Origin of the sequence: Paenibacillus sp. NPDC058071 (assembly GCF_042885235.1) — a bacterium.
In the GTDB taxonomy this organism is placed as follows: Bacteria; Bacillota; Bacilli; order Paenibacillales; family Paenibacillaceae; genus Pristimantibacillus.
In genome coordinates this window covers 176,909-203,693 of sequence record NZ_JBHVSK010000005.1, presented here as the reverse complement: position 1 = coordinate 203,693, position 26,785 = coordinate 176,909, and the positions used below count along the sequence as shown (strand labels likewise).

Below are 26,785 nucleotides of genomic sequence, written 5' to 3'. Positions count from 1 at the left end.
TCGGCAGCGCCAGAACATTTTATCGCTTGATATGTGTGAGAAACGTCCCCCCACTTAACGAGAGCTTGGGAGCATGCGGCAATAGGCAACCTCATCTCAACGATTCTCCACTCTTGCCTGCACATGTCGCCGCCTCGTCTCATTCTGCCCCGCCGTCGGAGCGATCCATTTGTACAAAGCAAAACCTACAGCACCGCCGAGTGTATTCAAAATGAGATCGTCGGTATCGAACGTCCCGATAAAGAAGACGAGCTGCAATACCTCAAGCAGCAAACTGAGTCCAAACGATGCGAGGACCGCCCCTGACCACGACAGGCCCCGTACCAAATAACCAAGAAAGAGCCCCAACGGCACGAACAACGCAATATTGCCAAACAGGTTTATCCAGCCATGAATGGATGGGTACAGGAGCGTGTCCAACACCGACCTGAACGGCACGACATTGTATAAGTACGTAAACTCCCTAAGGAATGAACGCTCTGGCAAACGCTGCAGCTGCTCCCACAGAAACGGCAGATTCGGGGTGCCAAATTTAAACAAAATAATAATAAACAGTACATACAAATAGGCGGTAAACAGCCCGACTACGGCTATTGTCCCTATACGAAACCCGCTCTTCACTTGCATCGACTCCTTCTGTTTTTCTCTCTAACCGATTCGGATTCGATTCGATAGAAACAGAATACAGAAATCTTTTTAAGAAGAAGCAAGGAAAACCTAAAGTTTCTCTTAAAAGAGTGTGAAGATCCCGGGTAAATTACAACAAAAGCCTCTTTGCTTATTGTTGGTGATTGTCTTGACGAATTTTGGACAGCACGCTTCGCAGCAGGGTCAAATTATTGCTCAGCGTTTGAGCCGCATGCTGGAACAGAATTTGAACCGATTCAGCCTGGCTTTCGGTCATCTTGCCCTTGTCCAGCTGATAATCGGCGCCCTTCCTCTCCCATCCCTCCAACCGTTCAATCGTCTCTTCAATAATAAAAGCCAGCTTCGTTTTATTGACATTATCGAGGAATAATAATGAAGAGTAAATGGAGGCATTATTGTTGAAATTTTTAAAGCTCGCGTAAACCTCCTCCTCCAGCGCTTTTAACCCCGGCTCTGTTATACCGTAGGTCGTTTTCTCCGGGCGGTTGTCGATTTGCACAACATCGACCTTGCGAATAAGCCCTTTTTTGAGCAGCGAGTCAAAATGATAATATAATGTGCCGTCCGTTATGTTGATTGTATTTTCTAGCGACCGCTGTACCGTCTTTTTAATATCGTACGGATGATGGTCGCCTTGGCTAAGCATGCCAAGGATGAACACTTGCAGTGACAATCTAAAGCCCTCCTTCATGCAATAAAAGCCGACAGGCCTATGCAGCCTGTCAGCCCTCTTATTATTCTACATGATTATCGGCTGAGATGCAGGCTCAACTTGCTCATCAAGTGCTTTCGCCTTTTCCTTTTTGAACAAGAAGATGACAGCATTTATCGCAAGCGCTGATAAGGCGATTGCTGCCAAACTGAATAGATAAACGCCTGTTTTGCCTCCGCCGAACAAGAAATTGTAATCAAGCTGCACTGTATAGTACATGACCGAAATGTGGCTGACGGCCTCGAAAAAGCCTGGCATCATCGCACGCGGCATAACGGCCCCATTGCTGATCGTCTGCACCAAAAGCAGCACCATATTGAGAAGCATGCCCGCTTGACCGAGCAACAGCGAGAAGATGCTTGTGAACTCGATGGCCGCGAACAGCTCGAGGGAATGGTTCAGCCATACTTGGAAGAAGGCGGCCGCGTCGTACCCTTGAACTGAAAAGTAAATGCCGAGACCGACTAGCGGCGCTATGACGGCAATGACGGCGTTCGTGCCTTGCAAAGCGAGGAAAGCTTTCCACTTGCCCATTTTCCCTCTCATGCTTTTCAGAGCGGATACGCTCATCATGGAATAGATCATCGCGCCGACGTAGGTTGCCATCGTCAGAAACATCGGAGCCATTTGATTATGCATGCCCGCCGGCTGCGGGTTCGTTACGACAATATTGGATTCGACCTTCGTCATAATCGAGTCGACAGTTGCTTTTGCCTGCTCCTCCGGCATTTGCATAGTGGTCAGCAAGCCTTGGAAGCTCTGCGATTGCAGCTGCGCGGCGATTTGATTCGTAATTTGTTCTGCAACGCTTTGAACAGTGCTGACGACGATTGCCGGATTTCCTCCATTTGCATAGTAATTCAGACTGGCTTTCTCACCCTGACCCGACAGCTTCTCAGAGAAGTCGCTTGGAATTTGCATAATGAAATGAATATCGCGATTTTCAAGTTCTTCTTTAGCTTGAGCAAGCGACTGGTCCGTTATAACGCGGAACGGCAACTGCTCCTTTATTTTGTCCGCGAACTCCACTCCGTACTTCGCATCTTCGTTCACGACTGCGACAGTCAACCGGTCAATGTTTTTCGGAACTGCGCTGTACCCGGACATAAATACGCTAAGCATAATAACCTGGTAAAGCACAATCATAAAAATCCCGCTAAGCACGCCTTTGTTTCTAAAAAAGTTTCTCATCCCTATCCTCCGCCTTCTCTCCTCAATTTACTCTATATCTTTTACTCTAATTAGAGTAATCTGTTTGGAGTATGAAGTCAAATCAAAAGTTTCTTTCTAAAATCTTGTTGGATTGCAACCGTTTTCCACGCATTTTCTGTTATAATGAGCACGAAAATCTGTTTGTAGATAAAAGATCGCCAAAATTGTTTCGGATAAAGGATTATTAGCTTTTTGATAAATGATTAAAATAGGAACGGTCAGAGTTCTTGCAAGCTATGCAAGCTCCGTTTCCTCCTTGAGGTGATTTCGTGAACAAAGTGAACTTAGCTTCAAGAATAGCCATTAGTTTATTGCTCTCATGTGTATGGATAATAATTGGAACTATCCTTTACATCAATTCATTGGCAACGCTATCTACTTCAGGTTTTGGAATGAACTACTTGGTCCGTTTCTAATGGGGCTTACCTATTGTTGCAGCATTACTGGGTGTAATTTTCTTGAAAAATTTAGGGTTGAAAATCTCAATCGTCTCGTTCACGGCGGGAACAATACTGTTTACAACAATGATTCCTATATTATTTGAGTGAGTTTTCTAGTTTCTGTGGCTGGTGGGAAGGAAGCTAAAAAAAACGCTAGGCGAAAGGCTAGTACTAGCACTAGCACTAGTGCTTTTCTATATTTTGGGATATAATAAATAACAACGCGACGAAGAACGTCCCGACTCATCCTTAAGCAGGGTGGCGGGACGTTCTTTTTTATTTCAGTAACTACAGCCGATGGTTAAAAATTCGAATCGACGCCTGCGGGCGTCACATGAGAGGAAGATGAGCATGAATTTTGATGAGGCGCATAGCGCTTTTTTGAAAAGGCACATCGCGAGGCGAACGGGTGAGCGAAAAGGAAGGTTGGAGCGGGGACATTCGGAAGCAGAGCAGTTATTTTGCCGTAATGTATGGTGGCGGTTGTGGGGAAACTTCGACAATCTGCATCCCGAATATGAGATTTTGGACTGGAGGGGGGTATCTTACTTTTGCGACTTCGTCTGGATGAGTCCTTCCGTTCAGCTTATTATCGAGATTAAGGGCTTTGGTCCACATGTACGCGATATGGATCGGCAAAAGTATTGCAACGAGTTGAATCGGGAAACCTTCCTTACTGCCATGGGATATTCGGTCATTTCTTTTTCGTACGACGATGTCGCTTACCGTCCCGATTTGTGCGTTACGTTATTGCGTATGGTCATTAGCCGCTTCTCGGCTGAAGCTTCCCATGATGAACAGCTAATCTACTCTGAACGTGAGATCATTCGGCTTGCCTACGCCATGGCCCGTCCGCTTCGACCGGTGGATGTGCAATCGTCCCTTGGAACTAGCCACCGCAAGTCGGTGCGATTGCTACAAGCGCTTTGTGACAAAAGATTGCTTACTCCAATTACTGGCGAGCATGGCAGACGAATAACACGTTACGAGCTGGTTCCTGGAGCCAAGCCACTCCTGTAGACTGTCTGTGGCAGGCCGTTCGTGTTAAATCGCGCGGAGCAAGTGAGGGACTTTTCGAGACCAATAACTGCCTTTTTGCAGTTATTGGTCTCGTTATCAGCCTTATCGGAGGGAATAACTGCATTTCGGACGTTACTACTCCCTCCGCTCGACCTTAGCGAGGCTTTTCGTGGGCATCACCCAAAACCAGTCACAACAAATTCAACTCTCGTGCACGAGACACAGCTTGTACGCGATTTTTCGTCCGGAGTTTTTGATACAGGTTATGTGAGTACCGTTTGATCGTGCCTGGTGAGACAAATAAAGCCTCGCCAATTTCCGCGTTGGTACGCCCCTCTGCAATCAGGCACAGAATCTGGAGCTCTCTCTTCGTTAGCGAAATGGTTTCTGCCACCGATGAAGCACCGGTCGTCGAATCACCACTTGCCACGTCAAACGCCGAACTAGCGCCGGTAACCTGTTCACCGCTGTCACCGCTTCTCGCGCCCGGCACCGCCATCCTTTCAACGCTGCTCGCCGATTCCAATCCAGCCGACTCCGCTTCAAACGCCGCGAACAATTCGCTGGCATATCGATATAACGCATCATTTTCCAGCGTTTCGTTTTTAGCCGCCGCGTGCAGATAGCTTGTCAGCATCTCCGCCAAGGGCTCCCCCTCGTCGAGAAAAATACGGACGTAGCCTTCCGGCTCCGCGAGCTGCAGCGCTATCTCCAATGAACTGCCCGCTTTTGCCGCATTCCCTTGGCAATGATAAACTAACGCCAACAAAATCAAAATTTCGATGCGGCTGCCCAGCCGGTCGGACTGGATCGCATTTCTTTCTAGCTGCCTTAAAAGATGAATAGCCGGCTCATTCCTCTTCAATTTCAGTAAAAGCCGTGCTAATGTAATCAGCTCATATTCCCTCTCGACGGTTACGCGACTATCAGGTTGAATGCGCCGCCGTTCGCTCCAGCGCAGCCCTTGATCTACGTCTCCTTTCGACAGTCGCATCCGGACGAACCGTGCTTCAAGCATTAGCTGCCAATGCGGTGAACTGAAGGGTTCCATCTCAGCGATCATGGTGCGCAGCAACTGCTCGGCCTCGTTCCATTCGCCTAGCGCTTGAAGGATTTTGGAGAGCAATATGGTACCTGGCGTTACGACGCCCAAATTGTCTTCCGACCTTTGAATACCGCCAAATCCTGCCTCGATCATTTGCCGAGCTTCTTCAAGCTTGTTTTTCTCATACATAAAATCAGCCAGAAATACGACCCCATGGCCTTGCAGCATATATTGCATCGCTTGTCTGATCTGGTTATCGGCAGCAATTCGCTGCGACAAATAGGCCATTTTACCAAGTCTGCCGCCAAAACCGATTGGTCCTCGATGCAGCATGGCCTCTCCCAAATTTACGACCTTTACGATCGGAGGGAAATGCTCCAGCTCTTCGACATTGACCGCCACCAGTTCGATAAACGAATCAATATCGCCACGGTAGTAGGCGACAGACGCCCGATAGAGCTCCGAACCGACTTTGAGCTTCCTTCTCGTATCCGATGATAGCTGCTTATGCCCCTCCGATAATAATTCAAGCGTGCGATCGAGCCAATTCTGCGCCTCAAGACTTCGCCCGCCCGCGGCCAGTGTCCCCACCAAATAATAAAACAAATCGGGCCGGCCAGCGATTTCGCCGAGCGGCAATTCCTTGATCCAACGAAGCAACGAAGCCTCGGAACCGTTCTTGATAAGCGAGGGCAGATGGCGATCCATGTATGACGCGGCCGATTCGTAATCTTTTGCTTTAATGGCATGTTCGATCGCATCCGAATAGAAGTCGTTCTCCTCAAACCAAATATGCGCCCTTTGATGCAATTCCTCGATATGTTCTAACTCTGCATAATCGTTCAGCTTGCGTCTAAGCATCTCGCCAAATAAATGATGAAAGCGATACCACTTCCGACTGTCGTCGAGCGGCACAAGGAACATATGGGCCTTTTCTAAAAAAATGATCTGCTCGGAGGAATCGCTGCGTTCCGTAACAGCATCGGCTAATGACGGACAAAACCGATCCAATACGGATAACTGCAGCAAAAAACGTTGTAGCTCTCCCTCTTGCCGGTTCAACACTTCGTCGACCAAATAATCGATTACATACCGGTGACTGCCTGAAAATGAATCGATAAATGCCGAGACGTCGCTCCGCTTGTCGACAGATAGAAAAGCAAGCAGCAACCCCGCCGCCCAGCCTTCTGTCTTCTGCTCCAAACGCGCCAAATCTTCTAGTGGCATCGGCTTCTCCAGTGACAGCTTCTGCAGCTCGTCCGCTTCATCGATTGTAAAACGAAGCTCGTTGGCGTCGATATGAAGCAGTTGCTTGCTGACTCGCAGCCTTGGCAGAGGGAGGTTTGGAATCGTCCGGCTCAGCAGAAGCAGACGACTTCGCGCCGGTAAATGCTCCGTAAAGAAAGCCAAGCTTTCTTGCACGTCTTTGTTCGTAATGACATGGTAGTCGTCCAGCACCAAATGAAATATTTTCTCGTTTCGATCCATCTCGTTCAGCAGCAAAGACACAGCAGTTTCCATTGAAGAGCTTCTCAGCGCCTTCTTCGCAGGCTGCAGCCTTTCCCCAAAACCTCCATGCTGCTCAATCGCGGAAATGAGGTGACTCCAAAATCGAATCGGATCGTTGTCGCTCTCGTCCAGAGAATACCAAGCCGCTTCAACGGAACGGCTATGTACCCAACTGCTAGCCAGCGTCGTTTTGCCGAATCCGGCAGGAGCGGTAATCAATGTTAAAGGTATTTCGCCGCCGGTATCCAGCTTACTCATAAGCCGGATGCGGAATACTTCGTTGCCGCTTAAACGCGGCAAATAGATTTTTGACTGCAGAACCGATTCTTCCCATTCCTCGGTCACCGCCATTCACCTCGTCTCTCCTAGTACGATTATCCAATTACCGATGATATGACTTCTATCAGCTTATAAAATCGACATTCCGCTTGTCAACTTTCTTTCCATGAGGATTGTCACAATGAAATGTGATGTGATTGTCCTTTTTCAACTTAAGGCCACCAGTAGGCGCCGACGCTGAATCACAACAAAGTAAAAAGCCGCGAAAGACTTTGTTCGATCTACTGCCTGATTCTAAAAAAAGAAAAAACCCCGTTTTTGATATTCGGGGTTTCTTCTCATCTATACGAAATTAATAACCTTTGCCCACGTTTGCTCCAGCCACGTTGCCGTATCCCGTATTCACGCCGGCTACATTGCCATAGCCGGTGTTAGCGCCTGCCACGTTGCCATAGCCGGTGTTAGCTCCGCCCACATATGGACTGCCGCCCCAACCGCCGAAAATTCCGCAGCTGCAAGCAATAATAACGAGCAAAATGAACAATACCAAAATGATACCCGTGTGATTAAAAGCTCCGCCTACAAAACCGGACATAATTTACAGCACCTCCTGGAAGATTGAGTACGTTGTAGGTTATGAGCAAACGCCTCTCTTTGATTGGGTGATTGTACCGGAATGGCATTCGCCTACCTGTTAACCGTGCTGCTCGTTCTGCCATTGTGTCCGGTATTGTCCCGGCGTCAGACCGGTCCATTTTTTGAACGCATTTTGAAAAGAGCTCGGTTCAGAGAAATGCAGCGCAAAAGCAACGTCCCCAATGGATAGGGCGCTTTTGCGCAAATAGCCGATGGCAAGCTCTTTGCGTAAAACGACCGATAACTCGTAAAAAGAGGTGTTTTCCGCTTTCAGCCTGTTTTGCAGCGTCCTAGCGCTCATCGCAAACCGATCAGCCGTTTGCTGCAGAGTGGGAAGGCCTGCCGGGAGAGCGTCTCTCAGCCATTGCAGCACTTGCGACGAAAATGTCTCTGCCTGCGACAGCCCGCGTAGTGCTTCATCCGCAAGCGTCCGGAACATGCCGAGCAGCTTAACATCCGAATAAAGCACCTGTTCCTGCAACGCTTTTTTCTCGATAACGAGCTCGTTCTGCCTGCAGCCGAACCTCGGACTAAGGCCGAATACAGCAAGGTAAGGCTCTACGTCCAAAGGTGCCTCGTGCGAAAAACGAACCTCCTTCAACGGAATTATTCGGTTGCACAGCCTGCCCATCAGCCTATACAGTGATGTCGCCATATCCTCCACACAGTGCCTGGATAAGCGGCGGGGATACTCCGCAGATATAACGATCGCCACATCCGCCTCCCCCCGATCCTCCAACTCAATCGTAAAGCCGCTGCAAAGTAAAACGTTATACCGCCGGTAAGCGGCCAGCGCATCCGCCACTGTCTCCGAATGCAGCATCATATAACCGAGAATGCCCATATCTTCAAATTCCATCAACTGCCCTTGCAGCAGCCCGAAATGGTCGTTTTGCGTAAAAGCAGCGGCTGCGACCGTCATGCGCTCCAGCTCGCTGCCTGTTATTCGCGCTTCAGGATCTTGCAGAAGCTTCGTATCAAAGGAAGCGTAGCGGCAAAAATGCTCCTCGCTGTACCCCATCCGTACGATTGTTTTCATAATCGGATATATCATCGAAATCGCAATTCCTTGTTCCATTCGTTCCCCCTTGCGTCAATTCGCAACCGGCTTGCGTTCCCGATCATTTTCTCGGCGGCAGCAACCGTCTAAACTGACTATAAGCACTATTGGTCTTTAACCAATATAGCATAGGACAAATAGGTTGAGGAGGCGAACCACTATTATGCAATCCAATAAAAAAATCGTCGTCATCGACGGCCATCCCGATTTGCAAAGCTACTGCGCATCCCTTTCCGAAGCTTATGCGGCAGGCGCAGTCACGGCAGGCTCAGAAGTTCGAATCATTCGCTTGCGTGATCTCCAGTTTAATCCGATATTGCAGTACGGTTACCGCAAAAGAACCGAGCTGGAAAGCGATTTGCTGAACGCACAAGAGTTAATTCGCTGGGCCGATCATCTTGTGTTTGTTTATCCGATATGGTGGGGAGCGATGCCCGCATTGCTGAAAGGATTTATTGATCGTGTCTTTCTGCCGGGCTTCGGATTTAAGTACCGCGAAAATTCTATAATTTGGGATAAGCTGCTAAAAGGAAAAACAGCCCGATTAATCGTAACGTCAGATACACCGTCCTTCTATAACCGGATCGTATATGGACGCGCAGGTTATAACATCATGAAGAAAAACATTTTGCAGTTTTGCGGCATCTCGCCGGTGCGCATCACCGAGATCGGCCCTGTGAAGTCGTCCGTCCCCGAACAGCGGGATAAATGGTTGGCGCGTGTAAAAAAATTAGGGACGCGGCTTGGCTGATGTCACAGCTTTGGCGTTACCCGGTTTGTTTCGTCGACATGTTGCAGAAAGGGCTATTCCAAAGTAGCTCTATGAAATTATTAACTTCTGCAAAAGCGGCTCAAAACCGAAATCAGTGCTTGACTATAAGTGAGGGGAAACACTACGGGTCAGAGGGTTCTTCCGATCGCCATTAAAGCCTGATTCCTTTATTTAATAGAGGTTTGAGGTAGGAATCATGCTTTAAAAGCGACCACTGCCGTTTCTCCAGAATCCCTCTGCCCCTTCGCTACTCTCTTCTTTTGCGTCAAGAACTGATTTTGATGTAGAACCGCAAAAGTAATAAAAAGCCTTCAAATCCACGATAGAGTGGTTTTGAAGGCTTTCTTGTCGTTTAGATTTGAGACTTGCACATCCATAATCAGTGCTTGACTTGTAGTGAGGGGAATTTATTTTGAAGGACTGCACAAGTCTTCTCGACAGCAAAAAGAGCCAGCCCTGTTGGGCTAACTCTTTTTGCTGTACCGGCGCTCTACCCGAGCCCCGATGGATACCAGCACTTCGTTTGGCAGCGTGCCAAGACGCTGCGCAATATGCTCTGCGGTAATGATCTCGTCGCCGTCTTGACCGATAAGCGTCGCAACATCGCCTTGGCTCACGCCTTCAATGCCAGTCACATCGACCATCAGTTGATCCATGCATATTTTGCCAACCATCGGCGCTCTCTGGCCCCGAATTAGTACATAGCCTCTCCGTTCCGATAGCTCCCTTGCTACGCCGTCCGCGTAGCCAATGGACAGCGTAGCAATGACGCTTTTACGAGCTAGGAGATACGCTCTATCGTAACCGACACTCTCATCCGCCTCCATCTCCTTGACGTGAGAAACGAGCGCCTTCAGCGACAGAACGGGGAGCAACTGGACAGGCGTTGCTACTTCTACTTTTACCCTATAATCGGGCGGATAACCAAATAGCGCAATGCCCGGCCTTGCCAAATCCATACCCTCCGTTCCAAATCGAAGCAAACCGCCGCTCCCATGCAAATGTAACCGGCCGGGATCGATGCCCGCTTCCTTGATACGTTCGATGGCCCTGCGAAAACGGATATGCTGCGCTTCTGCAAACCAAACGCCGTCTTCATCGGCACTGTCTGCCGTCGCCAGGTGGCTGAACGTTCCCTCAACCCGCAGCCTCGAATGCCGATAAATCGACAGCAGACGCTTAATCCGGTCGTATCGTTCGCCAAGCCGTCCCATTCCGGTATCGATTTTGACATGAACACGAATTCGCTTCCCGTAAGCTTGCAGCTTCTCCGCATAATCGGCGCCGACAATCGTTTGACTGAGCCTACATCGAACAAGGTCCGCGAACCGGTGCTCCGGCGTATAGCCCAGAATCAAGATTTCCCCGCGAATACCGCTGCGACGAAGACGAATCGCCTCGTCAACCGATGCAACGGCCAAAGCGCGAATGCCGAGCTTGCGAAGAACGCGCGCAACCTGCACGCTGCCGTGACCGTAAGCGTCTGCTTTGACTACGCCCATCAACGAGGTTCCGTTTGCTACCGCCTTCACCAGTTCCTTTCCATTGTGCGCCAACCGGTCGAGATCGATTTCGGCCCATGCGCGGGCAGGCGGCTTCAACATGGTCCGCTCCTCTTAGGCATAATAACTCGCAGCCTCATACCCGCTCTTCTTCCATCGCCAGACCGATTAATCGATCGAGCAGATCGGGAAAGCCGACGCCTGCCTGCCGCATCATATTCGGATATCGGCTCTTCGCAGTGAAGCCGGGGATCGTATTGACCTCGTTAAACAGCAGTCTGCCGTCATTCGCAAGAAACAGGTCGACGCGGGCAAAGCCGCTGCAGTTCAATTCGCGATAAATGTGCAGCGCCAATTCTTTAGCCCGGATAGCCGTGGCCGCATCAACACGAGCCGGCAGCCGGATCTCGGAGGTGCTGAGCGAGTATTTCTCTTCAAAATCAAAAAATTCGCCGGTTAATGTGATTTCGTCGATTTCGCCCGTGATCGGCTCTCCGGAACCGAGAACGGCGCAGCCAAGCTCGACGCCGTCAACATGCCGTTCAATAATCAATCTGTTGTCAAAATGAAGCGCATATTCGATGCCGTCTTTCAGCTCTTGCAAGCTGTAAGCTTTCACAATACCGATCGAGGAACCAGATCTCGACGGCTTGACGTAAAGCGGGTAACCGAGCTTGTCCGCCGCTGCAGCTGCGTCCGTTACGGCAGTACCCGGCGCGACGGCGATATAAGCTGGAACGGCGATACCCGCCGCCTCCACCGTTCTTTTGGCCAGCGCCTTGTCCATGCATAGCGCGGACGAAAGCGTGCCGCAGCCGACAAAAGGAATGCCGGACAGCTCCAGCAGGCCTTGAATCGTACCGTCTTCCCCATTTTTGCCGTGCAGCGCTGGAAAAACGGCATCGAGCGGCGTGTAGCGATGATGGTCGCCAACGAGCTCGATCAACCCTTGCCGGCTCCTGCTCGGCGCAATGAATGCCGGTACGCAGCTTTCATGCGTATCCCAGCAATCATCCCTGATGAGTGAAGGATCGCCTTCGTACCGGTACCAATGCCCCTCCTTCGTTATTCCAATCATAACGATCTCATACTTTTGTTTATCCAGATGGTCGATAACCGCCGATGCCGACGCCAGCGAAACGCTGTATTCCGTCGAACGTCCGCCGAATACGACACCAATTTTTATTTTTTCCATTGCAATGCCCCCTCGTCTGTTAACTTCCTCTATCTTACGGAGGACAATTTAACAGACGCTAAAGACAAGCTTAAGAAAATCCAAAGATTGCATCGGCAAATCTTTCGCAAATATAAAGCGGCTTAATATTTATCTTATTCAGATGCAGTCGTTTCTCAAATATTATTAAAACAGCCTCGCGCACAGCTCCCAGCACGCGGAGGGGCGGCACGGGTGGTAACAACACTTTTCACTCGCCTGACCGCTCCAGCCATTGCTCCATCAGCTCGTCAAGACGGCTCGCATGCTGCTCCCGATCGCTCCAAAGCCCGGCCAGCGACTCCATATCGCCTTCTTCCGATAAGCGGGAAAGCTCCCGGTCGATCTGAGCCAATTCGGCTTCCGTTTCCGAGACCGCTCTCTCCAGCTCTTCAAGCGAAAGCGCTGCTCGAGCTGAAGTTTTCCGTGCAGCAGCAGACCGCTGCTCTTCCTTCTCCGTCGTCGTTCGGCTTCCGTCCCGTCCGTTTCGCCGCTCCGCTAGCGGCTCCTGCTGACGCTCATCCATCACGACACGACGCTTTTCTCTCTCTACTTTGTAATCGTCGTAATTGCCAAGGTACGAAACAATCCTCCCTTGCTCCAGCTCCCATACGCGTCCGGCCAGCCGGTTAATGAAATATCGGTCATGAGAAATAGCAAGCATCGTTCCGGGATATTCGGTCAGCGCTTCCTCAAGCGCCTCGCGGGAGGCTGCGTCAAGATGATTCGTCGGTTCATCCAGTACAAGCAAGTTGGGCTTGCCGAGAACGAGCAGCGCGAGCCGCAAGCGCGTCCACTCTCCGCCGGATAGCATTCTGAGCGGCTTGAAAACATCATTTCCGTAAAATAAATATTTGGCCAATAGTTGCCGCGCTTCGCCTTCCTCAAGCTGGCCTTCTTCCCGGAAATAGGCAAGCATCGTCCGCCTATCGTCACTAATCGGCTCTTGCTGTGCCAGATATCCGATCGTTACGCGCGGTCCTTGTTTAATCTCGCCGGCATCCGGCTCATCCATCCCGAGCAGCAAACGCAGCAGCGTCGTTTTCCCCGTCCCGTTATCGCCGACGAGCACCGTTTTCTCTTGGTACTGCAGTTCACCCTCTGCACCCTCCAGCAGCAAACGCGGACCGAATTGCTTGCGCAGTCCTTCGAACGAAAGCACTCGCTTCGCGGAACGATCCGTCGGCGACAGATCAAAACCGGCCGTTTTCCGCTCCATAACCGGCCGCTTCACCTTCTCCATCCGATCGAGCGCCTTCCTGATCGAAGCGGCCCGCTTGAAAAACTTATCGCTTCCGCCGATACGGCCCCATTCCTCCAGCTGACGGATACTCTCCATCATCTTCTTAATCGTTTTCTGCTGCTCCTGGTATAAGGCGAATTGCTGCAACAGCCTTTCTTCCTTCTCTTTCAAATATCCGCTGTAGCCGGCTAAATATTGATGCAGCTCGCCGTCCTCCAACTCCCACGTTTCCTTCGTAACGGCATCCAAAAAGTAGCGATCGTGAGAGACAACGATGAAGCCGCCTTCGTAACGGGCAAGATATTGCTCCAGCCACTCGAGGCCGCTCAGATCGAGATGATTCGTCGGCTCGTCGAGCAGCAGCAGTTCTGGGCGAACCACAAGCTGGGCTGCGAGAATCACGCGCGTCTTCTCGCCTCCCGACAGGCTGCCGAATCGCCTGCCGTCAAACTGTCGGTCGATACGGAGTCCGCTTGCCACCTGATCGATTTCCGTCTCGATGCCGTAGCCGCCTCCCTGCTCGTAACGCTGTTGCAGCTTCGAATAGTCGGCAAGCAGCTTCTCCATCACTTCAGAATCAGCCGCAGCCTCCGCTCCGGACATCCGGACCTCGAGCGCCGACATTTCCGCTTTCGCGTCAAACAGCTCTCGGAAGCCGGAGGCCATCACTTCATACACGGTCATGTCTTCATATTCGACCGGGATTTGCGGTAAATATCCGACCTGCAGCCCCTTCTTCACGGCAAGCTGCCCTTCGTCCGGCCCTTCCATTCCTGCAATCAACCGCAGCAGCGTCGACTTGCCGCTGCCGTTTGCGCCTACGAGGCCGAGCCTTGCGCCTTCGCCGATTTGACCGGTTATGCCGTCCAGCACGAGATTGGCGGCGTTATATTTTTTCATTTGCTGTATATTTACGATTATCATAGTAGAGTCCTCCTGGTATAGAGAAGACCCGACCTTGCCTCAACCCGGTATTGAAACAAAAAAAAGAGCCGCGGCAACAAGCCCGCGACCCCCGTGGATTCATAACATGCATCCGTAGCGGTTAAGGTAGGCGTCTTCTCGCGAATGGTAAGATCGTATAGTTAAAAATGGACAGACCTATCCCGTTCGCAAATTGTGCATGGATAATGCCAGCCATTGCTACCATAAGCTGGCTAATACGATCATAGACCTTCTCGAGTTTCACCTACCTCACCTCCCTTTACAAAGTTGAAATCAATATATCATATTCTCTGCGTCATGCCAAGGGCCGTCCGCTCCATGAGCAGACGGCCCCATTCCGTTAATCGTTATTTCATGATCTGTCATCTGTTATCCGCTATCCGTTACAAACTATCTACGTCAATCCACGCGCTATCTGCAATCGACTTCTCGACGGCTTCCAGCACTTGCTGGCATTTCACACCGTCAGAGAAGTCCGGATACGTCTTCGTCCCGTCTTCGCGCATGCTTTGAACCAATTCGTAGATGAGATGAATAAACGCATGCTCATAACCGATTGTATGGCCCGGCGGCCACCAGTTTCCTGCGTATTTATGAACGCTTTCCGTCGCTATAACGGTGCGGAACCCCTGTAAGCGAGGCTCGTCTTCGCGAAGATACACTTCCAGTTCGTTTAACCGTTCCAGATTAAAGCGAATGGCGCCTTCGCTGCCGTAAATTTCGAAAGTATTGCCGTTTTTCCAGCCCGTTGCGAAACGGCTTGCTTCGAATACGCCCATCGCTCCGTTTTTGAATTGCGCCAGGAAAGAAGTCGTATCGTCAACGGTCACATCGCCGTAAGTCTCCGATGCAACGGCGGTCAGTCCAGTCGTCGAGAGAGGGATTGGCCGTTTGCCGACGAAAGTCCGCTGCTGGCCGACCACTTTGTCAAAATCGCCGATTAAGTAACGAGCCAGATCAACGCAGTGTGCGTTCAAATCGCCGTGCGCCCCGGAGCCCGCATATTCTTTCTGCAAACGCCAAGCGAGCGGGAAGGCCGGGTCGATCAGCCAGTCCTGCAAATACGTAGCGCGATAATGATGAATTTGACCGATTCGTCCTTCGTCGATTAGCTGCTTGGCTAATTGGACGGCCGGAAGGTACCGGTAGTTGAAGCATATCGCATGGCGGACGCCGGAGGATTCTGCCGACTGCAGCATTTCTCTCGCATCTGCCAGCGTGAGCGCGAGCGGTTTCTCGCAAAACACGGCCTTGCCGGCTCTTGCCGCGGCAATAATAATATCCTTGTGCGCATTGCTCGGTGTATTTACATCGATCAGGTCGATATCCTCTCGCTCCACCAACGCTCGCCAATCTGTCTCGTAGCCATTCCAGCCGAAGCGTTCAGCCGCTTCCTTTACGCCTTGTTCGTCCCTGCCGCAAATCGCCTGCATCTGAATCGGACGATCCAGATCAAAGAACATGCCGATGTCCTTATAAGCATGGCTGTGCGCTTTGCCCATAAATTTGTATCCAACCATCCCGATGTTCAAAGGCCTGTTTACGCCCACCACATTTCACCAGCTTTCTCGCCAATAATTAATTCATTTAGAAACTGAGCGGCTTTCAGGAAGCCTTCCTGCACCGACATGAGGCTGTCCTCGTGCTCAATACTAATGACACCGTCATAGCCGATCTTGCGCAGCGTGCTGACGATATCCTTCCATACCTTCGCTTCGTTTCCGTAACCGATTGTGCGGAAAATCCAGGAACGCTCCAGCTCGCTCGCATACGGCTTGACGTCCAGCACGCCGTTTAATGCGGTATTTCGGCGGTCGATGGACGTATCCTTTGCATGCACATGGTAGATCGCCCCGCCAAGCGCCTTAATGCACTCCACTGGATCCATCGCTTGCCAGAACAGATGCGACGGATCGAAGTTGACCCCGATATTGTCGCCGGCTTCGCGGCGAAGGCGAAGCGCCGTTTCCGTATTGTAGACGACGAATCCCGGATGAGCCTCGATGGCTACGCGCACGTTGTACGAACGGCAAAACTCGGATTGCTCGCGCCAATAGGGAATGACTTTATTCGTCCACTGCCATTCCACCACTTGCTGGAAGTCGGGAGGCCAGGCACAGGTAACCCAAGAAGGATAAAGCGAATGCTCCGAGTCTCCCGGACAGCCGGAGAACGTAATGACGGTATCAACCCCGAGCTGCGATGCCAGCTTGACTGTATCCGTAAAATCGTTATGATCGGCTTCCGCCTGTTCTTTGTTCGGGTGAAGCGGATTGCCATGGCAGCTAAGCGCGCTGATCGTCAATCCACGTTCCTTGACCAGTTCAATTATTCGCTCGATGGCGGCCGGATTTTGCAGCAGCTCGGAAGGTGCTATGTGGGCTTTGCCCACATAGCCTCCCGATGCGAGTTCGACTGCCGCGAGTCCCGCCGCTTTTGCCGCGTCCAGCGCTTCCTCCAGGCTGCGATTGCTAAACAATGCGGTGAACACGCCTAATTTCATCGCTTCCTACCTCCGATCGGTTCTAATAGTTGGCGTCAGGCTTAAAATACTCGTCGACGTTTTCCGGCGTAATCGGCGTCGCTTCCAAAATAATGTGATGCGGGATCGTTTTCTCCCAAAATCCTTCAAGCCCTTGATGCTCCAGTACCTTCACTGCCAGATTGACGGCCGTGCCGCCCATCGTCGGCGAATAGGTCAGCGAAACGATAACTTCCGGCAAGCTCTTCTCTTTCATCATTTGATAGACTTCCTTCATGCCGCCGGAGCTGACGATGAACATTTCCTTCTCCCGCTTGGCGTCGCGTATCGCCTGAACGATGCCAATCGTCATATCGTCGTCCTGCGAGTAGACAGCGTCGATCTCCTTATTTGCCTGCAGCAGGTTTTCCGTCGCTTTAAGCGCCTTCTCACGTGTAAAATCACCTGGCTGTGTAGCGATGATTTGAATGCCCGGATAATCCTTAATGTAATCGCGGAACCCTTTCGAGCGCAGATCGGTTACGGTGGAAGGCACACCGGAAATTTCGATAACTTTACCCTCCGCTTTGCCCTTCTTCTTCGTTAACTCTTCCACCAAGTGCTTGGCGTCTCCGAAGCCGATGCCGTAGTTGTCGCCGCCTACGTAAGTACGATAGCTTTCGGTGTTGACCGCACGGTCTACAACGATTAGCGGGATGTTCGCTTTCGCCACTTTCTCAGCCGCAGGCGTCAGCGCCGCCGATTCCATCGGAAGCATGACGACGGCGTCCACTTTTTTGGTAATCAGATCTTCAATGTCGGACGTTTGCTTTGCTGGGTCCTTTGCCGTGTATAGTAAATATTTGACGTTGTCGTGCTTCTCAGCCTCGGCTTTCGCGTTGGCAATCAACGCTCCCATCCAGCCATGGTCGGCAGACGGCAAAGAAATGCCGATTGTATACTCGCCTTTGGCGGCAGGCTTCGGATCGTCCTGCGCCGCCGCAGTAGGCTGCGATGGCGGCTTATTTCCGGCTCCGCTCGAGCATGCCGACAGAATGGCCAGAATAGCAACTAGTGCGATGACGGGCATCGCTTTCCTTTTTTTCATCATAAATAATGACCCTCCAATACGTTCATTTTTTGGTCTTGCAATGAAACGGAATTTCAACTCAATACGCTGCAATACGCGGTGAACGGCAGCACTCGTGCTAATCACGCTTCTGAAGCAAAACGGCTGCGATAATGATGATGCCCTTAACCACCCCCTGCAAATAGGATGAAATGTTGAGCAGGTTCATCGTGTTGCTTAGTACACCCAAGATGAGGACGCCGAACAATGTGCCGAGAATTCGGCCCCTTCCTCCAGCCAAGCTTGCGCCCCCAATAATGACCGCGGCGATTGCGTCCAGTTCGTACATATTCCCCGAGGTCGAAGTTGAAATCGAGTTGAGTCTGGATGTCTCGATGATCGAGCCTACCGCTGCCGTAAAGCCGCATATCATATAAGCGATGATCGTGACGCGGAATACCGAGATGGCGGACAAGCGAGCCGCTTGCATATTGCCGCCAACCGCGTAGAGATGTCTGCCGTATACCGTTTTCTCGAGAACGATGTAGGCGAGAAGAACCATCACGACGAAAATAATGACCGGGATCGGGATTCCGAACAAGTACTCGTTGCCGATCTTTGCATATGTCGAGTTCATTCCCGAAATGGCGCCGGCGTCGGCGTAAAACAGCGCTAGAGACCTTGCGATCGTCATCATCGCCAGTGTCGCGATAAAAGCTGTAATTTTGCCGTAGGTTACCATAAGCCCGTTAATCAATCCGATGAGCAGACCGCAAAGCAGGCCGAGAATAATGGAAACCGGAATGGAGGTCGAGTAGGTTACTTGCGACGCCATAACGACCGTGCCAGACAAGGCGAGCACAGAGCCGACCGACAAGTCGATGCCGCCAAGAATAATAACGAACGTCATGCCGAGCGACAAAATGCCGACAATTGACACTTGGCGCAAAATGTTCGTAATGTTGGTGACCGTCAAGAAGTATTCGCTTAATATCGATGCGATTACGACAAGCAGAATTAACGCGAACAAAACGCTGTACTGCTCCCATAAATAATTGAACCATTTCCGCTCGCCGATCTTCGATTTTTTCACTTCGGTAACTGCGTTGGACATTGCCTTATACTCCTCTCGTTATACGCCGGCTGCCAGGGCCATGACATTTTGTTCGTTTGCGACGGAATGGTCGAGCTCCCCTTTGATCCGGCCGTGGTGCATGACTAAAATCCGGTTGCACAAGCCCAGCAGTTCGGGCAGCTCGGACGAGATGACGATGACGGCTTTGCCTTGGGCGGCAAGCTGCGAGATCAGCTCATATATTTCGCCTTTGGCTCCTACGTCGATCCCTCGGGTCGGCTCGTCGAGAATGAACAGCTCGCTTTCCGCCGCCAACCATTTGGCGAGCACGACCTTCTGCTGATTGCCGCCGCTCAAGTTTTTGACCGGACGGTTCAGCTTTGGCGCCTTAACCCTCAGCTGCTCGACGTTCTGCTGTACGAGCCTGCTCTCGGACTGCTTGCGCAAAAAGCTCCATCTGCTGATCTTATCGGGACAAGTTACCGAGACATTCTGGCTGACGCTCATATTCAAAAACAACCCGGTATCCTTCCGGTCCTCTGTTGCGAAACCGATTCCCGCTTTAACGGCTTCCGCCGGCTGCCGGAAGGAGACCGGCTTTCCTTTCCAATAGACGATTCCGCTGTCCGGCTTCCAGTCTCCGAACAGCGTGTGGGCCAGTTCCGTTCTGCCGGCGCCGATTAGACCGGCGAAGCCAATAATTTCGCCGCGCCGGACGGAGAAGCTGACGTCCTCGAAGCTCGGTCTCCGCGTAAGTCCTTCCACACGCAGCAGCTCCTCTCCGAACTGCTCGCGAACGGCCGGATACAAATCATTAAGCTCGCGGCCGACCATCAGGTTTGCAATTTCCTTCTCGCTCAGCCCTTCGATCGGCGACGTGCATACATAACCGCCGTCGCGCAGTACGGTAATCCGATCGCAAAACCGCTTCAGTTCATTCAACCGATGCGAAATGTAAATGATCGAGACGCCTTCGCTCTTGAACTGCTGAATCAAGTCGAACAGCTTCTGCGCTTCCCGCTCCTCCAGAACGGCGGTCGGCTCATCCATAATGAGGATTTCGGCGTTCATCGAGATCGCTTTGGCGATTTCGACGATTTGCCGCTCGCCGATGCTGAGGCTCGATACGAGCGCTCTCGGGTTCAGATCCAGCTCGAACCGGGCAATCAGCTTTTCCGTCTCCCGGATCATCTCGCCAATATTCGAGAATAAGCCGAGACGCTTACGCTCCCGTCCGAGAAAAATGTTTTCCGCCACAGTCATGTAAGGAATCAGGTTCAACTCCTGATGAATAATGGAAATGCCGTGCCGCTGGGAAACGGTCGGTGAAGACAAGGCTACCAGCTCGCCATTAAGCCAAATTTCACCTTCGTCGGGTTGATAAATGCCGGCCAATATTTTCATCAGCGTCGACTTGCCTGCGCCGTTCTCGCCAACGAGCGCGTGCACCTCGCCCTTTCTAAGATCGAGGTCGACCGCTTGAAGCGCTTTCACATTAAAAAAGCTTTTGGAGATGTTTCTCATCTCCAGCACCATAGGGTTCACCTGCTTTCAATCTCTTTGTTTGTTGATCTATGGTCATTCTATCGAATTGCTAATAACCGGACAATTAAGTAAATTGGGGCAAAACTACATATTCTTGCGGAGCAGAGCGGTGCTTTTTTTCTCACAGCAACGAAAAAGCAGCCGCTCATAACGAGCGGCTGCAGGACGCTGCATCGCTTAGCCGTTGCGGCTTCTGCGGTACAGCATAACGAGGACGAGTAGTCCCTTTAATACCCCTTGCAGATATGGAGAAACGTTCTGCAAGTTCATATAGTTGCTTATTATGGTCAGCATGAGGACGCCGCAGACCGTGCCGAGTATCGTTCCTTTCCCGCCCTTTAGATTAGAGCCCCCGATGACGATAGCCGACATCACGTCAAGCTCGTAAAAAATGCCCGACGTGCTTGTCGAGATCGAATTGAGCCGGGACGTTTCGAATACTGCGCCCATGCCCGATGCCATGCCGCTAATCGCAAATGCGGTCACGATAATCCAGCGGGTCGGCGCCCCGCTTAGCACAGCGGCCATCGGATTTTGCCCAAGCGCATAGATGTATCGGCCTAGGAGAGTCTTAGCCAGCACGATATGGGCGATTACGGCGACGGCGACGAGCGGGAAGACGAGGTTCGGAACGCCCCAAGTGGAACCGTGTCCCAGCTCTGTATATTTCATGTTAACACCGTTCACCGCGCCTCCCGAGCCGTACCACATCGCAAGGGAGCGGAATATGAACATCGTGCTGATTGTAGCGATGAAGGAGGGAACCCTGCCGTATGCAATCAATACACCGTTCAAGAAGCCGACGGCACAGCCGGTAAGGACCCCCATGCCCATCGAAAATATAGTGCCGGTGCCGAGCACGCTTTGGCAGATCATAATGACCGTACCGGAGACGACAAGTATAGAGCCAACCGACAAGTCGAACATGCCAAGCAAAACGACGAAATGAACGCCAAGCGCGATCATGCCGATGATCGATGCTTGCCTGACGACATTAACGAGGTTGATCCAGGTGAAAAAATAATCGCTCGTCAACGATGCGAATACGAAAATAAGCAGCAATAAGGCAAGCGGCTTGTACCCGTTTAGCCATTTGAATCCCTGGTTGCGTTCCATTGGGGACAGCGCCATCCCCCGCTTATTGACAAGCATAGGCTTCCCCCTTAGCTGTGTAACCCCGAGGCGGAGCTCAGTATACGCTCTTCCGTCGCTTGCTCGTGATAGATTTGATCGACAATGCGGCCTTCATGCATGACGAGAATACGGGTGCATATGCCGATTAACTCGGAGATATCCGACGAAATGACGATCATGCCTTTCCCTTGCTGCACCAGCTCGTGAATTACGACATACAGCTCGCTCTTCGCTCCAATATCGATGCCGCGAGTCGGCTCGTTCAAAATATACAAATCGCTGTCCGCAACAAGCCACCTGCCGAACATAACCTTCTGCTGATTGCCGCCGCTTAAAAACTTAATTTCCTGCTCGGGATCAATCATTTTGATATCGAGCTGGATAACGGCGTCAAGCGCCTTGCCCTGTTCTTTCTCTTCGTTAATGAAATGCCATTTATTGAGCATGCGAAGCCCGGATATCGTCAAATTACGGGAAACCGGCATATCCGAGAACATCCCCGCTTTGACACGATCCTTATCCACAAGACCGAAACGATGGCGGACCGCCTGCCGCGGACTGCGAAAAACGATTTTCTCGTCCCGCCAGTAGATAGAGCCGCCGTCCACGCGCACCCGCCCGAAAATCGCGTTCGCGAGCTCAGTCCCGCCCGAGTCGGCGAGTCCCGCAAAGCCTAATATCTCCCCTTCGTACAGGTCGAAGCTGATATCGGTAAACTGCCCGCGCTTGCTCAATCCCGACACTTGCATCAATTGAGCACCTATTTCCACCGGCACGGGCGGAAAATGAAGAGATAGATCCTTGCCGACCATGTGCGTAATGATTTCCTTCTCGCAGAAATGCTTAGCATCCCGGGTAATGACATGCTGCCCGTCTCGCAATATTGTGATTCGGTCGCATATGCCCTGCAGCTCCTTCAGCCGATGTGTAATATAAATAATGCCGACGCCTTGCGCCTTGAATGTCTCGATCATCCGAAATAAACGCTCGGTTTCCTGTTCGGTCAAGCTAGCGGTCGGTTCATCCATAATGATGATTTTGCTTTGCTGCGAAATCGCTTTGGCTATGGCGACAGCCTGCTGATCGCTTGTTGACAGCGTCCGTATCGGCGTATTGGGGTGAAGGGCGTAGCCGAGCTGCTTCAATATTTTTCGCGTCGCCGTCTTCATTTTGCGGTATTGCGTTAAAAAACCGAACAGCTTCGGCTCCCTGCCCAAAAAAATGTTTTCGGCAATCGTCATATCGGGAACGAGCGCCGTTTCTTGATAAATCGTCGAGATGCCCAGCCGCTGCGCCTCTATCGTTGTCGGAATGCGGACAAGCTGCCCGTCCAAGTAAATTTCGCCGCTATCCGGCTGCTCCACCCCGGAAATCAGCTTCACGAGCGTCGATTTGCCGGCCCCGTTTTGCCCCAGAATAGCATGAACTTCGCCCGCGTGAAGGTCGAAATTGACATGGTCCAATACCGTTACGCCAAAAAAGGATTTGGTAAGCTTATTCAATTGCAAAAGCAAGACCTTCACCACCCATCCAATCATCCGTCAAAGGGATTAGCTTCGGATTCTTTATACATTCTCACCTTAAAGTCTAGTGGAACGGACTGACATTCGAAATCAACTATCTTGTGATAAACGTTTCCTATCTTGCTGGTCATGATCTTACATATTGATTTGTTACCTGTTTTTAGAAATAATAATAACATGAAATAAATGTAAGCGCTGTATTTTTTGCAATTCACTAGAGACGGAAGGTGATTTCTATAAATATGACCACCACGGCCATTTTATTGGAGACGCCTCGTCTCATCTCGGTAAAGACGATTCAAGAAATATGTGCGGACGACGGGGACGGTAACCGCCGCGATCCGGGGAGTACCTGTACGGATCTGTTGCTGTTCCAGGGCGGGAGAGGGGAAATCCATTTCGACGATCAAGTCGTCTCGGTCAGAGAAGGCGATATGATTATCTGGGGTTTAGGCGAACTGCCCTCCGTTCATTCCTCTCCCGATTACTCGCTGAAAGGGATTGCCATTCGGATCGGCGACTTCAGACTGCAAGACCGACCGGCCGGCATTATTTTGGAACCGGAAAGCAGCCCGATTTGGCATTTGCAAAAAAACTACGATATGCTCTCCAGATACTTCACAGACGTCCTTCATGAGAACAGCAACCCGAAGCTTGGCAGCGGGGATCTGATCTCTTTTCTGCTGCAAAGCATCATCATCCATATCGTGCGGATTATTAACCAGCCGAAGGAAACGGCCAATATTTCTACGATTGCGCAAAATGCCAGAGATTATATTCGGGAAAACTATGCGCAAGATCTATCGCTTAATACACTCGCTTCCTTCGTTTTTGTCAGTCCCTATCATCTCGCTCATATCTTTAAAGAAGAGATCGGCATGTCGCCGATTCAGTATATGATTAAGTGTCGGATTGACGAAGCGAAGCGCATGCTCTCCCAAACCGAGCTGTCCGTGCGAGAAATCGCGCAGCTGGTCGGCTATCCGAACGCGAACTATTTCAATATTTTATTTAAAAAAATGACGGGAGAATCGCCGGGCAAGTATCGAAAGAATTAACAGCGGCCGCTTCCAACACTGCAAGGCAAAACCAAATAGCGCGCCCTTGCGGGCGCGCCTGTTTTTTTGCGTTTCATTCAGCTGCAGTCATCGCAGTCCTCTTTCGCAGCTATCGAAACGTCATAGTTTTCCGAAGCCATCTCATCGGCCATAGCGATAAGCTTATTGACCGTTTTCCAGTTTCTCGTCGTCACCAGCACGCCCAGTTTTTCCACCTGAACGGCGAGCTTCGAGTCTCGGATACTATTGTGATACAGCAAATAAATATTGCGGCCGACCATACGAAATTGCTCCTCGTTCGTAGCAAACTGCTGCAGCCTCTCCAGCTTCTCCGGCTCAGGCGCGTGCAACAGCATGGCCACATACAAGCTCTCGCTGTCCGATGCCGATTCCGCTTCTTCAATCTGTGCGGCGGTAAATGGACAGCTCGCGACAATTTCATTCAGTTCTTGAGCGCTCCGCAGCATAACCGGAATGTTCAAACCAAACGCTTCATTAATTTTTGCGCTGATTCGTTCGCACAGAACGGCTTCCTCTTCGTCCGAATCAAATAAAATATTTCCGCTCTGAATATACGTTTGGACACGGGACAAGCCAAGTTCGCCAAGCGCGATCTTCAGCTCCGCCATCTTAATTTTATTTTTGCCGCCTACATTAATCCCTCTTAGCAAGGCGATTTGAATCGTCATCTGTCACTGACCCCCGTTCGTTATTTCCCCCGCAATGCGCGTCGTTTATCACGACTTTGTTCCTCAATTTTAGCTCATCCAGCATATATTTTCCCTGAACCGGCTCACTTTTCCTCCTGCCTTATAAAAACTTGTTCTTAAAACCGTTATCAGTGCTTGACTTAAAGGCGGAGGAGAAGCTGCGGGTCAGAGGGTTCTTCCGATCGCCATTAAAGCCTGATTCCCTTATTTTATAGAGGTTTGTTGTAGGAATCATGCTTTAAAAGCGACCACTATCGTTTCTCCAGAATCCCTCTGACCCTCCGCTTTTCTCCTTTTCAATCAAGCTCTGATTTTATGTTTGATCCAAAACTTCGTCAAAAAAGCAAATCCCCGCCGCCTAATTGGCGTCGGGGATTATGCCGCGAATTCGCGGATTCTCAAACCGCTTCAAACCCTATCTTATCTATACGAGTCTACTTTACAGAACCATGCCGCCTGAAGCTTCGATCCGCTGCGCGTTAACCCAGCTCAATTCCTCGGTACAAAGTGCCGCAATAACGCCTCCGATATCATCTGGCTGACCGACTCTTCCGAGCGCCGTTTGCGAACGGATAAATCCGTGAACCGCCTCGTTGTCGCGAACGGAACCGCCGCCAAAATCGGTCGCAATTGCGCCTGGAGCGACAACATTGACGCGGATGCCGCGACCGCCGAGCTCCTTCGCCCAGTATTTCGTCAGCACTTCGACCGCGCCTTTCATTGCCGCATACATGCTGTTGCCTGCAAAAGAGAAGCGCGTTAAGCCGGAAGATATATTAATAATGCCGCCGTTGTCGGCCAAGGCAGGAAGCAGCTTTTGCGTCAGAAAATAAACGCCTTTAAAATGTACGTTCATCAAGCTGTCGAACTGTTCCTCCGTCGCCTCGGTAAACGGCACATTAATGCCAAAGCCTGCGTTGTTGATCAAGAAATCGAACTGCTCCCGGTCCCATTTTTCCTTCAGCACATCGCGCAGCTTCGCTGCGAATTCGTCAAAGGAAGCTACCTCGCTTGCATCCAATTGGAGCGCTGCCGCTTTGCCGCCGCCATTCTCGATTTCTCGCACAACGGTTTCAGCATTTTCTTTTCCGCTGTTATAGGTAATAACGACGCCAATCCCTTTTTTCGACAAAGCCACTGCCGCATTGCGGCCTAACCCGCGGCTTCCGCCAGTAACCAGCGCGATTTTATTCAAGTTTCCCATTTTGCATGCTCCTTCATCGCTTTTTGTCAGACAGCTTGAAACGATCGTTCTCGCAGTCTATAATGAGTCTATTACTTCGAGTTAACTCTAAGTCAAGCAGACAAGGTGATAAAAAAAATGAATTACACCATCAATGAAGTTGCAGCGAAATATGGACTGACGGCCCATACGCTTCGCTTTTACGACAAGGAAGGCTTGCTGCCGTTTCTGACGAGATCCGGATCGGGACGGCGGACGTTTACTGAAGACGACCTGGAATGGGTAGCCCTCATTTGCTGCCTGAAAGATACCGGGATGGCGATCAAAGAAATCAAGCAATATATCGATTGGTGCATGGAAGGCAGCCGTACGATCCATATCCGCAAGGCGTTGTTCAGAGAGCACCGGAGTGCGGTTCTCAAGCAAATTGAAGATCTGAACAAGCATTTGGAGCTGATCGATTCCAAAATCGCCTTTTACGAGCAGCCCGGCATCGAGAGGTTTTTGGACGAACGCTTCGGGATTCATAAGTCTGCCGAGCCAGCAGCCGCCGAACATCATTCTTCATCGGTATAGTGCTCCACTACTGGCAAACTTATAACAATTGCTCGTTTCGATAACTCATTTGCACATTTTACTAATGGCTGGCTATCGATAAAACGGCTCAAAACCGAAATCAGTGCATCAAAACCGAAATCAGTGCATGACTTGAAGTGAGGGGAGACGCTGCGGGTCAGAGGGTTCTTCCGATCGCCATTAAAGCCTGATTCCTTTATTTGTTATAGGCTAGA

Annotated in this window: 23 protein-coding genes; 4 read left to right on the top strand and 19 right to left on the bottom strand. The window is 50.9% G+C overall.

Annotation, left to right across the window (positions count from 1 at the left end):
• Positions 1–96 precede the first annotated feature (96 nt).
• The 3 genes from ACFVTB_RS10605 to ACFVTB_RS10595 all read right to left on the bottom strand — a co-directional run bounded on the left by ACFVTB_RS10605 (position 97) and on the right by ACFVTB_RS10595 (position 2,551).
• Positions 97–621, bottom strand: coding sequence for a VanZ family protein (locus ACFVTB_RS10605; protein ID WP_387748249.1), 525 nt, complete (start codon positions 619–621; stop codon positions 97–99).
• Positions 622–778: 157 nt separating this feature from the next.
• Positions 779–1,321, bottom strand: coding sequence for a PadR family transcriptional regulator (locus tag ACFVTB_RS10600; RefSeq protein WP_387748247.1), 543 nt, complete (start codon positions 1,319–1,321; stop codon positions 779–781).
• Between the two features lie 66 nt (positions 1,322–1,387).
• The gene (locus ACFVTB_RS10595; RefSeq protein WP_387748245.1) at positions 1,388–2,551 is read right to left on the bottom strand and encodes a YhgE/Pip domain-containing protein; all 1,164 of its coding nucleotides are present in this window, start codon (positions 2,549–2,551) and stop codon (positions 1,388–1,390) included.
• Positions 2,552–3,363: 812 nt separating this feature from the next.
• On the opposite strand from ACFVTB_RS10595, the gene ACFVTB_RS10590 reads away from it, so the two are divergent.
• Positions 3,364–4,032: a DUF559 domain-containing protein gene (locus ACFVTB_RS10590; protein WP_387748243.1), complete on the top strand. Its 669-nt coding sequence runs from the start codon at positions 3,364–3,366 to the stop codon at positions 4,030–4,032.
• Between the two features lie 190 nt (positions 4,033–4,222).
• On the opposite strand, the gene ACFVTB_RS10585 is transcribed toward ACFVTB_RS10590, so the two are convergent.
• The 3 genes from ACFVTB_RS10585 to ACFVTB_RS10575 form a co-directional block, all read right to left on the bottom strand.
• A complete protein-coding gene (locus tag ACFVTB_RS10585; RefSeq protein ID WP_387748241.1) occupies positions 4,223–6,937 on the bottom strand; it encodes a winged helix-turn-helix domain-containing protein in 2,715 nt (904 codons plus the stop codon).
• A 280-nt stretch (positions 6,938–7,217) separates the two neighbouring features.
• Positions 7,218–7,460 carry a hypothetical protein gene (locus ACFVTB_RS10580; protein WP_387748239.1) on the bottom strand — a complete coding sequence of 81 codons (243 nt, stop codon included), beginning with the start codon at positions 7,458–7,460 and terminating at the stop codon, positions 7,218–7,220.
• Between the two features lie 99 nt (positions 7,461–7,559).
• Positions 7,560–8,579 carry an AraC family transcriptional regulator gene (locus ACFVTB_RS10575; RefSeq protein ID WP_387748237.1) on the bottom strand — a complete coding sequence of 340 codons (1,020 nt, stop codon included), beginning with the start codon at positions 8,577–8,579 and terminating at the stop codon, positions 7,560–7,562.
• A 145-nt stretch (positions 8,580–8,724) separates the two neighbouring features.
• Between ACFVTB_RS10575 and ACFVTB_RS10570 the strand changes: the two genes are divergently transcribed.
• Positions 8,725–9,312, top strand: coding sequence for an NAD(P)H-dependent oxidoreductase (locus ACFVTB_RS10570; RefSeq protein ID WP_387748235.1), 588 nt, complete (start codon positions 8,725–8,727; stop codon positions 9,310–9,312).
• A gap of 485 nt (positions 9,313–9,797) precedes the next feature.
• On the opposite strand, the gene vanT is transcribed toward ACFVTB_RS10570, so the two are convergent.
• The 11 genes from vanT to ACFVTB_RS10515 form a co-directional block, all read right to left on the bottom strand.
• On the bottom strand, positions 9,798–10,937 hold the full coding sequence (gene vanT, locus ACFVTB_RS10565; RefSeq protein WP_387748233.1) for a serine racemase VanT catalytic subunit: 1,140 nt from the start codon (positions 10,935–10,937) through the stop codon (positions 9,798–9,800).
• Positions 10,938–10,971: 34 nt separating this feature from the next.
• The gene (vanG, locus tag ACFVTB_RS10560; protein WP_387748231.1) at positions 10,972–12,030 is read right to left on the bottom strand and encodes a D-alanine--D-serine ligase VanG; all 1,059 of its coding nucleotides are present in this window, start codon (positions 12,028–12,030) and stop codon (positions 10,972–10,974) included.
• A 229-nt stretch (positions 12,031–12,259) separates the two neighbouring features.
• Entirely contained in the window at positions 12,260–14,215 is a 1,956-nt protein-coding gene (locus ACFVTB_RS10555; protein WP_387748229.1) for an ABC transporter ATP-binding protein, read from the bottom strand.
• Positions 14,216–14,336: 121 nt separating this feature from the next.
• Positions 14,337–14,480 (bottom strand): RAxF-45 family protein, encoded by a 144-nt coding sequence (locus tag ACFVTB_RS10550; RefSeq protein WP_387748227.1) that lies wholly within the window; start codon positions 14,478–14,480, stop codon positions 14,337–14,339.
• A gap of 139 nt (positions 14,481–14,619) precedes the next feature.
• Positions 14,620–15,756: a Gfo/Idh/MocA family protein gene (locus ACFVTB_RS10545; protein WP_387748587.1), complete on the bottom strand. Its 1,137-nt coding sequence runs from the start codon at positions 15,754–15,756 to the stop codon at positions 14,620–14,622.
• A 20-nt stretch (positions 15,757–15,776) separates the two neighbouring features.
• On the bottom strand, positions 15,777–16,739 hold the full coding sequence (locus tag ACFVTB_RS10540) for a sugar phosphate isomerase/epimerase family protein (RefSeq protein ID WP_387748225.1): 963 nt from the start codon (positions 16,737–16,739) through the stop codon (positions 15,777–15,779).
• Positions 16,740–16,761: 22 nt separating this feature from the next.
• Complete coding sequence (locus tag ACFVTB_RS10535; RefSeq protein WP_387748223.1) at positions 16,762–17,808, bottom strand: substrate-binding domain-containing protein; 1,047 nt, start codon at positions 17,806–17,808, stop codon at positions 16,762–16,764.
• 97 nt (positions 17,809–17,905) lie between these two features.
• Complete coding sequence (locus ACFVTB_RS10530; protein ID WP_387748221.1) at positions 17,906–18,880, bottom strand: ABC transporter permease; 975 nt, start codon at positions 18,878–18,880, stop codon at positions 17,906–17,908.
• Positions 18,881–18,898: 18 nt separating this feature from the next.
• Positions 18,899–20,377: a sugar ABC transporter ATP-binding protein gene (locus ACFVTB_RS10525; RefSeq protein ID WP_387748219.1), complete on the bottom strand. Its 1,479-nt coding sequence runs from the start codon at positions 20,375–20,377 to the stop codon at positions 18,899–18,901.
• Positions 20,378–20,563: 186 nt separating this feature from the next.
• Complete coding sequence (locus tag ACFVTB_RS10520) at positions 20,564–21,538, bottom strand: ABC transporter permease (RefSeq protein WP_387748217.1); 975 nt, start codon at positions 21,536–21,538, stop codon at positions 20,564–20,566.
• Between the two features lie 11 nt (positions 21,539–21,549).
• On the bottom strand, positions 21,550–23,034 hold the full coding sequence (locus ACFVTB_RS10515; RefSeq protein WP_387748215.1) for a sugar ABC transporter ATP-binding protein: 1,485 nt from the start codon (positions 23,032–23,034) through the stop codon (positions 21,550–21,552).
• Positions 23,035–23,285: 251 nt separating this feature from the next.
• On the opposite strand from ACFVTB_RS10515, the gene ACFVTB_RS10510 reads away from it, so the two are divergent.
• Positions 23,286–24,101: a helix-turn-helix transcriptional regulator gene (locus tag ACFVTB_RS10510; RefSeq protein ID WP_387748213.1), complete on the top strand. Its 816-nt coding sequence runs from the start codon at positions 23,286–23,288 to the stop codon at positions 24,099–24,101.
• Between the two features lie 77 nt (positions 24,102–24,178).
• Here the strand turns inward: ACFVTB_RS10510 and ACFVTB_RS10505 are convergent, their stop codons facing one another.
• Positions 24,179–24,790 carry a DUF1697 domain-containing protein gene (locus ACFVTB_RS10505; RefSeq protein ID WP_387748211.1) on the bottom strand — a complete coding sequence of 204 codons (612 nt, stop codon included), beginning with the start codon at positions 24,788–24,790 and terminating at the stop codon, positions 24,179–24,181.
• A 460-nt stretch (positions 24,791–25,250) separates the two neighbouring features.
• Complete coding sequence (locus ACFVTB_RS10500; protein WP_387748209.1) at positions 25,251–26,015, bottom strand: SDR family NAD(P)-dependent oxidoreductase; 765 nt, start codon at positions 26,013–26,015, stop codon at positions 25,251–25,253.
• Between the two features lie 117 nt (positions 26,016–26,132).
• On the opposite strand from ACFVTB_RS10500, the gene ACFVTB_RS10495 reads away from it, so the two are divergent.
• Complete coding sequence (locus tag ACFVTB_RS10495) at positions 26,133–26,570, top strand: MerR family transcriptional regulator (protein WP_387748207.1); 438 nt, start codon at positions 26,133–26,135, stop codon at positions 26,568–26,570.
• Positions 26,571–26,785 lie beyond the last annotated feature (215 nt).

Coding starts and splice junctions, on each gene's coding strand:
- ACFVTB_RS10595 (WP_387748245.1), bottom strand. CDS start 2,551: ATGAGAAACTTTTTTAGAAACAAAGGCGTGCTTAGCGGGATTTTTATG.
- ACFVTB_RS10590 (WP_387748243.1), top strand. CDS start 3,364: ATGAATTTTGATGAGGCGCATAGCGCTTTTTTGAAAAGGCACATCGCG.
- ACFVTB_RS10585 (WP_387748241.1), bottom strand. CDS start 6,937: ATGGCGGTGACCGAGGAATGGGAAGAATCGGTTCTGCAGTCAAAAATC.
- ACFVTB_RS10580 (WP_387748239.1), bottom strand. CDS start 7,460: ATGTCCGGTTTTGTAGGCGGAGCTTTTAATCACACGGGTATCATTTTG.
- ACFVTB_RS10575 (WP_387748237.1), bottom strand. CDS start 8,579: ATGGAACAAGGAATTGCGATTTCGATGATATATCCGATTATGAAAACA.
- ACFVTB_RS10570 (WP_387748235.1), top strand. CDS start 8,725: ATGCAATCCAATAAAAAAATCGTCGTCATCGACGGCCATCCCGATTTG.
- vanT (WP_387748233.1), bottom strand. CDS start 10,937: ATGTTGAAGCCGCCTGCCCGCGCATGGGCCGAAATCGATCTCGACCGG.
- vanG (WP_387748231.1), bottom strand. CDS start 12,030: ATGGAAAAAATAAAAATTGGTGTCGTATTCGGCGGACGTTCGACGGAA.
- ACFVTB_RS10555 (WP_387748229.1), bottom strand. CDS start 14,215: ATGATAATCGTAAATATACAGCAAATGAAAAAATATAACGCCGCCAAT.
- ACFVTB_RS10545 (WP_387748587.1), bottom strand. CDS start 15,756: ATGGTTGGATACAAATTTATGGGCAAAGCGCACAGCCATGCTTATAAG.
- ACFVTB_RS10540 (WP_387748225.1), bottom strand. CDS start 16,739: ATGAAATTAGGCGTGTTCACCGCATTGTTTAGCAATCGCAGCCTGGAG.
- ACFVTB_RS10535 (WP_387748223.1), bottom strand. CDS start 17,808: ATGATGAAAAAAAGGAAAGCGATGCCCGTCATCGCACTAGTTGCTATT.
- ACFVTB_RS10530 (WP_387748221.1), bottom strand. CDS start 18,880: ATGTCCAACGCAGTTACCGAAGTGAAAAAATCGAAGATCGGCGAGCGG.
- ACFVTB_RS10525 (WP_387748219.1), bottom strand. CDS start 20,377: ATGGTGCTGGAGATGAGAAACATCTCCAAAAGCTTTTTTAATGTGAAA.
- ACFVTB_RS10520 (WP_387748217.1), bottom strand. CDS start 21,538: ATGCTTGTCAATAAGCGGGGGATGGCGCTGTCCCCAATGGAACGCAAC.
- ACFVTB_RS10510 (WP_387748213.1), top strand. CDS start 23,286: ATGACCACCACGGCCATTTTATTGGAGACGCCTCGTCTCATCTCGGTA.
- ACFVTB_RS10505 (WP_387748211.1), bottom strand. CDS start 24,790: ATGACGATTCAAATCGCCTTGCTAAGAGGGATTAATGTAGGCGGCAAA.
- ACFVTB_RS10500 (WP_387748209.1), bottom strand. CDS start 26,015: ATGGGAAACTTGAATAAAATCGCGCTGGTTACTGGCGGAAGCCGCGGG.
- ACFVTB_RS10495 (WP_387748207.1), top strand. CDS start 26,133: ATGAATTACACCATCAATGAAGTTGCAGCGAAATATGGACTGACGGCC.